This window comes from Mesorhizobium sp. M0938 (assembly GCF_040319125.1).
Taxonomy (GTDB): domain Bacteria; phylum Pseudomonadota; class Alphaproteobacteria; order Rhizobiales; family Rhizobiaceae; genus Mesorhizobium; species Mesorhizobium robiniae.
On record NZ_JAMYNS010000003.1, the window covers coordinates 34,941 to 47,266 of the forward strand.

General features: G+C 62.6%; 11 protein-coding genes. 7 read left to right on the plus strand and 4 right to left on the minus strand.

All coding sequences use genetic code 11. The annotated features are described in order from the left end of the window. Positions 1-12: 12 nt before the first annotated feature. Positions 13-1,188 carry a flavin-containing monooxygenase gene (locus NKH73_RS05410; RefSeq protein ID WP_352928851.1) on the minus strand — a complete coding sequence of 392 codons (1,176 nt, stop codon included), beginning with the start codon at positions 1,186-1,188 and terminating at the stop codon, positions 13-15. Between the two features lie 28 nt (positions 1,189-1,216). Between NKH73_RS05410 and NKH73_RS05415 the strand changes: the two genes are divergently transcribed. From NKH73_RS05415 to rsmA, 7 genes are all read left to right on the plus strand, one after another. Further along, on the plus strand, positions 1,217-1,534 hold the full coding sequence (locus NKH73_RS05415; protein WP_352928853.1) for a hypothetical protein: 318 nt from the start codon (positions 1,217-1,219) through the stop codon (positions 1,532-1,534). Beyond that, on the plus strand, positions 1,531-2,733 hold the full coding sequence (lptF, locus tag NKH73_RS05420) for an LPS export ABC transporter permease LptF (RefSeq protein WP_352928855.1): 1,203 nt from the start codon (positions 1,531-1,533) through the stop codon (positions 2,731-2,733). The genes NKH73_RS05415 and lptF overlap by 4 nt, the downstream gene beginning before the upstream one ends. Then, the gene (gene lptG / locus NKH73_RS05425; protein ID WP_352928858.1) at positions 2,733-3,815 is read left to right on the plus strand and encodes an LPS export ABC transporter permease LptG; all 1,083 of its coding nucleotides are present in this window, start codon (positions 2,733-2,735) and stop codon (positions 3,813-3,815) included. The genes lptF and lptG overlap by 1 nt, the downstream gene beginning before the upstream one ends. A gap of 128 nt (positions 3,816-3,943) precedes the next feature. Next, complete coding sequence (locus NKH73_RS05430; protein ID WP_502893859.1) at positions 3,944-6,232, plus strand: LPS-assembly protein LptD; 2,289 nt, start codon at positions 3,944-3,946, stop codon at positions 6,230-6,232. Between the two features lie 229 nt (positions 6,233-6,461). Then, positions 6,462-7,397 carry a SurA N-terminal domain-containing protein gene (locus NKH73_RS05435; RefSeq protein ID WP_352928862.1) on the plus strand — a complete coding sequence of 312 codons (936 nt, stop codon included), beginning with the start codon at positions 6,462-6,464 and terminating at the stop codon, positions 7,395-7,397. Between the two features lie 12 nt (positions 7,398-7,409). Then, complete coding sequence (pdxA, locus tag NKH73_RS05440) at positions 7,410-8,438, plus strand: 4-hydroxythreonine-4-phosphate dehydrogenase PdxA (RefSeq protein ID WP_352928863.1); 1,029 nt, start codon at positions 7,410-7,412, stop codon at positions 8,436-8,438. Between the two features lie 23 nt (positions 8,439-8,461). After that, positions 8,462-9,301: a 16S rRNA (adenine(1518)-N(6)/adenine(1519)-N(6))-dimethyltransferase RsmA gene (gene rsmA / locus NKH73_RS05445; RefSeq protein ID WP_352928865.1), complete on the plus strand. Its 840-nt coding sequence runs from the start codon at positions 8,462-8,464 to the stop codon at positions 9,299-9,301. A gap of 15 nt (positions 9,302-9,316) precedes the next feature. Here rsmA and gmk read toward each other — a convergent pair whose 3' ends face one another. The 3 genes from gmk to mltG all read right to left on the minus strand — a co-directional run bounded on the left by gmk (position 9,317) and on the right by mltG (position 12,311). Then, positions 9,317-10,009, minus strand: a complete 693-nt coding sequence (gene gmk / locus NKH73_RS05450) for a guanylate kinase (RefSeq protein ID WP_352928867.1) — start codon at positions 10,007-10,009, stop codon at positions 9,317-9,319. 5 nt (positions 10,010-10,014) lie between these two features. Continuing rightward, positions 10,015-10,905 carry a YicC/YloC family endoribonuclease gene (locus NKH73_RS05455; RefSeq protein ID WP_352928869.1) on the minus strand — a complete coding sequence of 297 codons (891 nt, stop codon included), beginning with the start codon at positions 10,903-10,905 and terminating at the stop codon, positions 10,015-10,017. A 179-nt stretch (positions 10,906-11,084) separates the two neighbouring features. Next, complete coding sequence (mltG, locus tag NKH73_RS05460; RefSeq protein WP_352928871.1) at positions 11,085-12,311, minus strand: endolytic transglycosylase MltG; 1,227 nt, start codon at positions 12,309-12,311, stop codon at positions 11,085-11,087. Positions 12,312-12,326 lie beyond the last annotated feature (15 nt).

A 12,326-nucleotide genomic window follows, 5' to 3' on the forward strand; every position in this document is an offset into this window, starting at 1 on the left:
CCAATTTTCAAATCAGCGCCCCTGCCTGACGATCTGCTGCGCGATGGCCTTGGCCTGGATGCGGGCGTTGGCGAAGCAACCGCGAATGCTTGGCCGCATTCCGGTAAACCACAGGCCGGGCAATTTCGGATCGGACTCGCCGCCGTTGAAAAGCGGAACGCCCTTGCCATCGAGGACGCCGAGCTTGCCGACCATGCGTTCGAGCCCGGTACGGTAGCCGGTCGCCGCGATGACGATATCGGGAGCGATCAGGTTGCCATTGTCGAGGAAAACGCCGTCGCGGGTAAATTCCCTTACCTGCGGCAGTACCACGACCTTACTGGCCTTGATGGCGCGGACGGCGCCGTCGTCGGTGGCGATCGCGGTGTAATCGGCAGTCAGGCGGCTCGCGCCTCCCGAGGGTGCCGGCGGCAGGCCAAACTTCGTCAGGTCGCCGAAAACCAGGAATTGGGTTGCCGCCATCACCGCATCGGCGAGCCAAAACGGCAATCGCGCCAAGAACGGCGAAACCCTGTGAACGGCGATCTTGCCGATGCGTTTGGGCAGCAGCGAGGGCCCATTGCGGGCCGACAGCCAGACAGAGGCGGCGTTCGCCCCAGTCAGATGATTGAGCACGTCGAAGCCCGAATTGCCGGCCCCGACGACCAGCACTTTTTTTCCCGCATAATCCTCGGCCTTGCCAAAATCCGCCGAATGCACGATGCGGCCGGCAAAGTTTTTGGCGCCCTTCCACTGCGGGATGAACGGCTGCCGGTCGCGCCCGGTGGCAATGACAACATGACGCGCCAGCAGGGGCCCGGCACTGGTCTCAACGGTCCAGTGATCGCCGTTGAACCTGATCTCCTCGACGGCGACGCCAAGCCGGACCGGCAGATTATGCGCCTGTCTGAAATCGTTCAGGTGGCGGATGACTGCGGTTTTGTGGGGAAAGGCGGGGGTGCCTGCGGGATAATCGACGCCAGGCAGTGTCGAGAGATCGCGGTGCGAATTGAGATGCAACCGTTCGTGCCGCCGGTACCAGGGCTCGGCAAGCCGGCTTTCCTTTTCCAGGACAAACGCCGGCACGCCGGCCTTTATCAGCGCATGGGCGACGGCCAGCCCCGCTGCGCCGGCGCCGATTACGATCGCGCCGCGAAAAATCGATTCCTGGCCGGTTTGACCGCGCAATTCTGTTACGTCTGCTTCCATGCCTGTACCTGTCGCAGCCACGGCGGCCATGTCAGTGATCGGCGCGACATTTGGTCGTTTTCCAGCATTTGGCAAGACTTTGCCGGAATCAGATCCCATATGGCGGATGGAATCGATGGCGATTCGTCGCGGCACGGCCCCGCTTTCCTGCCGCAACCTGTTGTTAACCATTGATGTTCGCCCTTTCTTATCCATTGCCGCCGACACTCCGGCCCACCGGGAACAGCGATGTGGGACGGGAAACCAGATCGAACGCCAAACGGGACCGGTTGTGCGGGCGTCGCCGGACCACTACCTTGTCCGGAGGCATGATGCCGTTCGGCAAAATCGAGAAAAGCCTTTATGAAGGTCGTTGAACGCTACATCATGCGTCGTGCGTTGGCGGTGTTCCTGGCAGCGCTCGTCTGGACGCTGGCAATCGTGTGGACGACGCAGGTGCTCGCCCGCATTGACCTTGTCACCGACAGCGGACAGTCGGCGCTGACCTTCTTTGAGGTCGCCGCGCTGATCATTCCGTCGATCGTCCCAGTCGTCGTCCCTTTCGCTCTGGTGGTCGCGGTCGCCCAGACGCTGAGCGCGATGAATTCCGATTCTGAACTTGCCGCCTTGAACGCCGCCGGCGCCTCGCGCTGGACCATCGTCAGGCCGATCATGCTCCTGGCGCTGGCGGCCAGCATCTTTTCGTTCGCCGTCGACAACGGCGTCGACCCTTATGCACGACAGAGAAACCGCGAACTGGTGGCGTCGTCGCGTGCCGATCTGTTGTCGCTGATCATCCAGGAAGGCACCTTCCGCAAGATCGACGACGGGCTGTTCCTGCAGATTGGCGAACGGCTTCCGGACAACCGCCTCGGCGGTATCTTCGTCGCCGATTCGCGCGAAGAGGGCGTCAACCTCATCTACTACGCCAAGAGCGGCGCCATCATCGAAAGCGGCGACGAGAAGGTGCTGATGATGAACGACGGCGTCATCCATCGCGAAACGCTGACAGGCGATCTTTCGGTCATCCGATTCACCTCCTACGCCTTCGACCTGTCCGCCTTCATGTCGGCCTCGTCGGACATATTGCTTTTACCGAAGGACCAGACGACCCAATACCTGCTCAATCCGAGTCCGAACGACAAGGCGTTCCAGAAAAGGCCGTACAGGTACATGGCCGAAGTCAACCAGCGTTTTTCCGAATGGTCCTATTCACTCGTCTTTGCGCTGATCGCGCTTGCGGTCGCGGGAGACGCGCGCTCCCATCGCGAAGCGCGCATTCATCCGTTGATCACGGCGATCGCGATTGCGCTTTTCGTACGCTGGCTTGGTTTCTTTGCCGCGGGGAAGGCCGATAACGTTCCACAATACGCCTATATGGTCTACGGCGTTCCTATCATCGCGTCCGCGATCGCGATTTGGTTCATCGTCTCCAACCGGACCATGGAACTGCCGGTTGCCTGGGCCGATTGGATGACGAATTTCGCAGGCCGCTTCAGCGACGGCTGGAACGCCATCAAGCTCCGCTTCGCCAGGCGTGGCGCTTCTGGCCAAGGGGCCGGCTAATGGGCTGGACGCTGGGTAGATACTTCTTCTTCCGCTACGTGACGATTACGATCTGGTTCTTCGTCGGCCTCTTGGCGCTCGTATTCCTGATCGACTTCACGGAGCTTTCCGGCCGCACGAGCGGGGCGACGGGTTTCACCTACGGCGTGGCGTTAGCCATTTCAGGGCTGAGAATGCCGATGATCATGCTGCAGACGGTGCCGTTCGTCGGGCTGTTCTCGGCAATGACGACGCTGGTCTCGCTTAATCGCAGATATGAGCTGGTCATCGCACGTTCCGCCGGCGTGTCCGCGTGGCAATTCCTGCTGCCGTGCTGCATCGGGGCGCTGCTGTTCGGCGTGTTGTCGGTCGGCATCATCAATCCGATCGCCGCGCATGCGTTTTCCTGGTCCGAAAAGATCGAGACGCAGCTCCGTTCCGGCAAGTCGAACGCCGTCTCGGCCGACGCCGCGCCTTGGATCCGGCAGAAAACCAGCTCCGGCGACACTATTATAGGCGCGCGCGCCATTCTCAATCAGGGCCTGGAGATGGCCAACGCCGTCTTCTTCGTCCTCAGCCCCCAAGGCGACATCGTCGAACGCAAGGACGCCGCGCACGCCTTTTTGCGGGATGGCTATTGGGAACTGCAGGACGTCAAAATTTTCCGGGACGGCAACATCCAATCGGTGGCAAGCGACCGGGTGCCGACCAATCTCAAGCCGGAATTCGTGCAAGAGCGGCTGGCGCGCCCGGAGACCATTCCTTTCTACGATCTGCCCAGCAAGATCGAGGTTGCCCGGTCCTTCGGCCTCAAGGCAAATGCCTTTGCCATGCAGTTTGATTCGCTGGTGGCGCTGCCGTTCCTTCTCGTCGCCATGACGCTGATCGCCGCAACGGTGTCGATGCGATTTGCGAGGATGGGACAATCCGCGACGATGATTCTGGGTGGCGTCCTAGCTGGGTTTCTGCTTTATGTCGTGACGGTGCTGGTCAAGGCATTCGGCGTGGCGGGATTCGTACCCACAGTCGTGGCTGCATGGGTTCCGGTTGTCGTGGCTATGTTCTTCGGGGTGACTTTCTTGCTGTACAAGGAAGACGGCTAGTGAGGGGGGCGGTTTTGCGCATCCATAGGCAGGCCAGTTTGGCGCGCCTTTATGGGGCGAGCGCCTTGGCATGCCTATTCGCTTGCGTTATCCCGACTATTCCGGCTTCTGCCCAGGATATCAGCGACATGGCAGCCGACGTTCCCGCCGGCTCGCAAATGCTGCTGGCGGCGGATACGCTGGTCTATGACAACGATAACCAGACGGTGACGGCCGTCGGCGGCGTCCAGATCGACTATGGCGGCAACCGCCTCGTCGCCCAGCGGGTCGAGTACAATCGCAACACCAAACGCCTCGTCGCCAGCGGCAATGTCGAGGTCGTCAACAGCGATGGCACCAAGATCTATTCGGAGCATGTCGACATCACCGACGACTTCGCCGACGGCTTCGTCAACGCGCTGCGTGTCGAAACCGTCGACAAGGCATATTTCGCCGCCGAAAGCGCGGAACGCATGGGCGGCGTGCTGACGACGTTCCATAACGGCGTCTACACGGCCTGCGAGCCGTGCGAGGACAAACCGGACAAAGCGCCGACTTGGCGCATCAAGGCCAGAAAGATCATCTGGAACGGCGAGAAGAAGACGGTTCGCTTCGAGAATTCGAATTTCGAGTTCTTCGGCTTTCCGCTTGCCTATCTGCCGGCTTTCGAGATTGCCGATCCGACCGTCAAGCGCAAGAGCGGCTTCCTGATCCCCGGTATCGCCTACAAGAGCGAGCTCGGCGTCGGCGTCAAAGTCCCCTATTATTTCGCGCTCTCACCGACCTACGACCTCACCGTCACCGGCAGCGGCTACACCAAGCAGGGCTTCCTTGGCGAAGCCGAGTGGCGCCAGCGCTTCAACAACGGCCAGTACAGCCTGAAGATCGCCGGCATCCGGCAAGAGGACCCCGACGAATTCATCGACAGCTACGGGCACAATGTCGATTCGGGTGCGGACGGCGATCCGAACAAGTTCCGTGGCATGATGGGCACCAAGGGCCAGTTCGCCATCAATCCGCGCTGGGACTTCGGCTGGGATGTCCTGTTGCAGACCGACAAGAACTTCTCGCGCACCTACGCCATCGAAGACTTCAACGACAGCGTGCATCGCTCGTCGATCTACCTGACCGGCCTCAACGGCCGCAATTATTTCGACGTGCGCGCCATGCGCTTCGAGGTCCAGGAAAAGACGCTTCCCGACGATCCGACCGCGCGCGCCGGCAAGCAGCCCTGGGTGCTGCCTTCACTCGACTACGCCTACATTCCCGACATGGCGGTGGGCGGCGGGCAATTGTCGTTCAATGTCAACGCGCAGGCAATCAGCCGTGAAAGGCTTGATCGTATCCTTGCCGATCCTAGCGACGCTGCGTCCGTCAACAATGTCCGCGGCATTGAGGGCCAGTCGGGCCGTCTCACCGCCGAAGCGGAATGGAAGCGCACCTTCACCACCGATGGCGGGCTGCTGCTGACGCCGCTGCTGGCGCTGCGCGGCGACGCCGGCTATGTCAATGCCTCCTCGGCCTCGCTCGCCGCCGTCAACCAGATGGCGTCGAATTTCGGAGTTGATGACGACATGCGATCATCGCTCACCCGCTACATGGCGACCGCCGGGCTGGAAATGCGTTGGCCGGTACTGTTCTCGTCGACCCACTCCAGCCACGTCTTCGAGCCGATGGCGCAAGTCTTCGTGCGTCCAAACGAGCAATATGTCGGTGGTCTTGCTGTCCCCAACGAGGACGCCCAGAGCTTCGTCTTCGACGCCACGACATTGTTCGAGCGTGACAAGTTCTCCGGTTACGACCGCTTGGAAGGCGGCACGCGCGCCAATGTTGGGCTGCGCTATTCCGGGGCCTACGACAATGGCTGGAGCACCAACGCGCTGTTCGGCCAATCCTATCAGCTGGACGGCCGCAACTCCTTCGATTCGCCGGACCTGGTCAATGTCGGCGCCGAGTCCGGCCTTGAGACAGCGACCTCGGATTATGTCGGCCTGGTCGGCTTCAACAGCCCCACCGGGTTCTCCGGCTCGGTCAGCGGCCGTTTCGACGAACAGAGCTTCGACATTCGCCGCGCCGAGGTGAAGGCGGCCTATTCCGGCCTGCCGATTTCGTTCAGCGCCAAATATGCCTTCATCGAGGCGCAGCCGCTCTATGGCTTCACGACCGATCGCCACGAGGTCACGCTTGGCGCCTCGACGCAACTTGCAGAGAATTGGCGCGTCTTCGGTACCGGCACCTACGATCTGGAGCAAAGTGTCCTGGTCAAGGACGGGTTCGGCTTTGCCTATAGTGATTCATGCTTCACCTATTTGATGACGTTCTCGGAATCCCGTGACCTGGTCACCAAGGAAGTGTCGCAGAATGTCGGTTTCAACCTGTCGTTCCGCACGCTCGGCGATTTCGGCTCGTCGTCCAGCGCTATCGACACTACCCAGTAGCAAACGCTGACCAGTAGCAGATGACGGGCGGCCGGCCAACGCATCGGCCCGAAAATCGGAATTGATTTTCGGAAGGCGCGATGCGTAGATTCAAAGTGTTGGAACGTGCTTATGCATCCAAGTGGATGCGCGCCGCTCTAACGACATCGTTTCGCCGCATAGGGCAGGCACGGCTTTCAGCTCCCTCAATAATGAGATGGAATTGGGCCGGAACCGAGATAGAATTGGGATGCTTTCGATGAGGAAATACCTCTTTTCGGCAGGGTTCGCGCTGCTGGTGGCGGCGACCTCGGCCTCGATCACTGTGATGACGCCGCCGGCTTTCGCCAGCCAGATCAAATACGTCGTCAACAACGTACCGATCACCACCGGCGACATCCAGCATCGTGCTGCCTTCCTGCGGCTGCAGCGCAAGAAAGGCGACGCCGCCAACGAAATGATCGAGCAGACGCTGCGCGTCGCTGAAGCCAAGCGTCTTGGCATCCGCATCAGCGAGGCCCAGGTCGATGCCGCCTATCAGCGTTTTGCCACGACCAACAAGATGCAGCTCAAGCAGCTCGATGGCGTCATGGCGCAGTCCGGCGTCGGCAAGGAGCATTTCAAGGAGTTCATCCGCTCCCAGATGGCCTGGAACCAGGCGCTGACGGCGCGCCATCGCTCCGAGAGCGGCGGCGGCGCCATGAGCGAGCAGGACGCGGTCAGGCGCATGCTCGACAAAGGCGGCGCCAAGCCTACCGCCATGGAGTACATGCTGCAGCAGGTCATCTTCGTCGTGCCGGCGAGCGAGCGTAGCGCCACGCTATCCAAGCGCAAGCGCGAGGCCGACGCCATGCGCGCCCGCTTCAACGGCTGCAATACCTCGCGCGAATTTGCCAAGGGCCTGATCGACGTCACCGTTCGCGATCTCGGCCGGGTGCTGGCGCCGCAATTGCCGCCGGAATGGGCCGACCAGATCAAGGCCACCAAGGTCGGTGGCGCCACCACAACACGCGAGACGGACCGCGGCGTCGAGTTCATCGGCATCTGCTCATCACGTGAAGTGTCCGACGACAAGGCTGCCCAGATGGTATTCCAGAGCGAGGGCGCGACCGGAAAGGATGCCGACCAGCTCTCCGAGAAATATGTCGCGGAGTTGCGGAAGAAAGCCCGCATCGTCGAGCGCTAAGACATCCTGGGCGTGCCAGAGATACAGCTTCCGCTGGCGTTGAGCGTCGGCGATCCGTCCGGCGTCGGGCCGGAGATCGCCATTGCGGCCTGGCAGGCGCGTGACAGCGCCGGTGTGCCGCCCTTCTATCTTCTCGCCGATCCGGTGCTGATTGCCGCACGGGCGCGCCTGCTCGGCGTCGATGTGCCAATCACGGGGACGGTGCCAGCCGAAGCGGAGCGCGTCTTTGCACGCGCCCTGCCCGTCGTGCCGCTTGCCGCCGGCTTCGTCGACAACCCCGGCCGGCCGGATCCGGCCAACGCCGCAGGGATAATCGAGGCGATCGACCGCGCTGTTGACGACTGCCTTGGCGGCCGCGCAGCGGCTGTTGTCACATGCCCGATCGCCAAGAAGCCACTCTACGATGCCGGCTTTCGTTTCCCCGGCCATACCGAGTATCTGGCGCATCTGGCGACGCTCCACACCGGCGCAGAAGCAATGCCGGTGATGATGCTTGCCGGTCCCGAGTTGCGCACGGTTCCGGTCACCATCCACATTGCGCTGTGCGAGGTGCCGAAAGCGCTGACGACAGACTTGATCGTCGCAACCGGCCGCATCACCGCCGCCGATCTCGAACACCGCTTCGGCATCGCCAAGCCACGGCTTGCCATTGCCGGCCTCAATCCCCATGCCGGCGAAGGCGGCGCGATGGGCGGCGAGGACGAGCACATCATCCGCCCGGCGATCGACAGGCTGAAGGCGGAGGGCATCGACGCCTTCGGGCCGTTGCCGGCCGACACGCTGTTCCATGCCCGCGCCCGGGCCGGCTACGATGTGGCGCTCTGCATGTATCATGACCAGGCGTTGATCCCAGCCAAGGCGCTGGCCTTTGACGAGGCGGTCAACGTCACGCTCGGCCTGCCCTTCATCCGCACCTCACCGGATCACGGCACCGCCTTCGACATAGCAGGCAGGGGCATTGCACGGGCCGACAGCCTGATCGCGGCGCTGAGGCTCGCCCGCAGGCTTGCCGATACCGGGACGAAGGCTGCCGGCGCATGAGCGCCTTGCATGAGAGCGGTCGCATGAGCATCGACGGCCTGCCGCCGTTGCGCGCGGTGATCGAACGCCATGGACTGCAGGCGAAAAAGGCGCTCGGCCAGAATTTCCTGCTCGATCTCAACCTGACCGGCAAGGTAGCACGCGCAGCCGGCGACCTGACGGACGCCACGGTGATCGAGGTCGGTCCGGGTCCCGGCGGACTGACCCGGGCGCTGCTTTCCCACGGCGCTGGTCGGGTCATAGCCATCGAGCGCGACGAGCGCTGCCTGGCAGCGCTCGCGGAAATATCAGATCACTATCCGGGCCGTCTGCAGATCATTGCCGGCGATGCGCTGAAAACGGATTTTGCAGCACTTGTCGAAGGGGCGCATAGGGGCGATGGATCTGTGAGGATCGTCGCGAACCTGCCCTACAACATCGGTACCGAACTTTTGATACGCTGGCTGACCGTCGCCGAGTGGCCGCCCTTCTACGCATCGATGACGCTGATGTTCCAGCGCGAGGTGGCCGAGCGCATCGTCGCCCGTCCCGGCAGCGATGCCTATGGCCGGCTGGGCGTGCTTGCAGGCTGGCGGACCGAGGCAAAGATCGCCTTCGACGTGCCGCCACAGGCGTTTACGCCACCGCCCAAGGTGACGTCGTCGGTGGTACATCTGGTGCCGCGGGCAAATCCCCTGCTCGTCGAGGTCAAGAAACTCAGCCGCGTCACCGAAGCGGCCTTCGGCCAGCGCCGCAAGATGCTGCGGCAGAGCGTCAAGAGCCTCGGCGGTGAAGCCCTGCTCACCCGCGCCGGCATCGATCCGACGAGGCGCGCCGAAACACTCAGCGTCGAGGAGTTCGTGCGGCTGACGAATACGATTTAGCTTTCTTCTCCCCGTTTACGGAAAGGAAGAGGCATCAACCCGTTTCTCGTCGAGCAATCCCGAAACGAAGTCGAACAGGCCGGGCCGGCGGTCGCGCCTGAGCCGCTCGGCGATCACGATGCCGCGCACCTCGGCGAAAGCGCGGTCGAGATCGTCGTTGATTATGACGAAATCATATTCCTTCCAGTGCTCGATCTCGTTGCGGGCGTTCTTCAGACGCGTCTCGATCACCGATTCCTGGTCCTCGGCGCGGCGCTTCAGCCGGGCCTTCAATTCCTTCATCGAGGGCGGCAGGATGAAGATGGAAACGATGTCGGCGCGCATCTTCTCCTTGAGCTGCTGGGCGCCTTGCCAGTCGATGTCGAACAGCATGTCGCGGCCCTGTGCCAGCGCCAGTTCGGCCGGTTCACGTGGCGTTGCATAGCAATTGCCATGCACTTCGGCCCATTCGAGCAGTTCGTCGGAATCGCGCAGTCGCTCGAATTCGCGCATGGTGCGGAAGTGATAATGGACGCCCTCGATCTCGCTGCCGCGGCGCGGCCGCGTGGTGACGGAGACCGATAGTTCGAGGCTGGAATCGCTTTCCAGAAGATTGCGCGCGATCGTCGACTTGCCGGCACCGGACGGCGACGACAGCACGAGCATCAGACCCCGGCGGCGAATGCGGGAGCCCAAATCCTTAGCAACCATCGGCTCCTTGGCGACCATCAGGGTTACTCCAGATTCTGGACCTGTTCGCGAAACTGATCGACGACCGCCTTCAGCTCAAGCCCGATGGCAGTGACCGTAGCGGCGTTCGACTTTGAACACAGCGTATTCGATTCGCGGTTGAATTCCTGCGCCAGAAAATCGAGCTTGCGGCCGATAGCGCCGCCGCCAGCCAGCAGCACCCGGCCGGACGCCACATGCGTCTTCAACCGATCGATCTCCTCACGGATGTCGGCCTTGGTGGCCAAGAACGCCGCTTCCATATGCAACCGACCGGCGTCGAGATTAGCGGACGCGTCCATCAGCAGCCGAACCTGCTCGGCAATTCGTTCGCGTATCACCGCCGGTTCCCGCGACGGATCGGCCTCGGCGCGCAGCGTCAGCGCCTCGATGGCGTCGATATGGCCGGACAGCAGCGAGCGCAGCGCGGCGCCCTCGCCCTGGCGTGCCTGCTCTAGCCCGCCCAGCGCCACTTCGAGCGCCGATAGGATCGCGCCGTCGAGCGCCGCCCGCGCCTCTTCAGTTTCGTTGGTTTCGGGGATGTCGAGCACGCCGCGTAGTGAAAGCAGCCCGTCAGCTGTCGCAGGCGCTGCGCCGAACTGCTCCTGCAGCCGCTTGGCCAGCTCCGCCAGATCCCTCAGGAAGGCCTCGTTGACCACGGGCTGCGCCTGCTGGCCGGCGGCGCGGCCGACGGTCAGCGTTGCTTGGAAATTGCCGCGCGAGAAGCGCTTTTGCACCGTCTGTCTAACGGCCGGCTCCAGTCGCTCGAGGCCCTGCGGCAGCCGCAGCCTCACCTCGACGCTCTTGCCGTTGACCGACTTGACCTCCCAGGCGATCGACGTGCCGTCGTGTTCGGCGACGGCCCGTGCAAAACCGGTCATGCTCTGCAAATTCATGATGCCCTTGCAACCCCTTGGCGCATAACCCCGGAAGCGGTTCCGGCCAGATCATACGCGGTTTCAAAATGCTGGAGCGCCTCTTCGCGCCGAATCGGACGCAAGGCGCTCCGGATCAAAAAAACGACACGTCCCTGCCGTCAAACGGATCGGAGGGACGATCCAAGAACCGTTCGGCGCTATTGCGCCGTTCCTGTATCGCCGTCCACCGGCGCATCGGTCTGACCTTCCACCTTGGCAGCGTCGGCTTTGGCAGCGCCGGCCTTGGCGGCTTCATCGGCCAGCTTCTTCTGCAGCGCCCGGTAGCGAGCGACGTTCTCGTTGTGCTCGGCGAGCGTCGGCGCAAAGACGTGACCGCCGGTGCCGTCAGCGACGAAATAAAGATCGTCTGTCTTCGACGGGTTGGCCACCGCTTCCAGCGCCGCACGGCCGGGATTGGCGATCGGCGTCGGCGGCAGGCCGTTGATCAGATATGTGTTGTAGGGCGTCGGCTTCTTGATGTCCGACTGATAGATCGGGCGGTCGGCCGGTTTGCCCTTACCGCCGAAGAGGCCGTAGATGATGGTTGGATCCGACTGCAGCCGCATGCCCTTGGCCAGCCGGTTGAGGAAGACGGCGGCGACCCGTGAGCGTTCGTCGCCCTTTCCCGTCTCCTTCTCGACAATGGAAGCCAGGATGACGAACTCATCGACACTGGCCAGAGGCAGATCGGGAGCGCGCCGCTGCCAGACGTCCTCGACCAGCTTCTTCTGATCCGCCAAAAGCTTGTCGACCATCTGCTGGCGTGTCGCGCCGCGCGTGAAGCGCAACGTGTCGGTAGCAAGGCTGCCCTCGGGTGGAATGGTCGCCGGCATATCGCCGTCAAGCGCTGCCTGCTCGGCGATGCGCTGCAGCGCCTGCTCGACGGTCAGTCCCTCGGGGACGGTCAGCGAATACATCACCGACTTGCCGCTCTTCAGCAGCTCCATAATGTCGCGCATGGAGGCCTGCGGCTTGATCTCGTATTCGCCGGCCTTCAGCGCGGCGTCATTGCCAAAGGCACGCACGCCAAGGCGGAAGATGCGCGCGTCGCTGATCAGTCCGCGCCGCTCGAGCTGGTCGGCAATTTCTTGGACGCCGGTGTTCGGCTTGACCAGGAAGGTGTCGGCATTGGCCGACGGGCCGGGCTCGTTGAATTCCTGCTTGCCGAAATACAATGCAAAGCCGGCCGCCAGAACCATCAACATCACCAGGGAGATGACGAAGTTCATGAACACGACGAACTGGCTGCGCGAGGCGCGCGAGCGCTTGGGCGGCGGCGTGCCGGCTTCAGGCCGCAACGCCTCGCTGGCCGTTTTCGGCACGATCGGACCCGACGGTACGGGCCGCTGCCCTAATTCCCCGTTGTCCGCCGAATTTGTGCTCATGGCGCCCTACCGTTT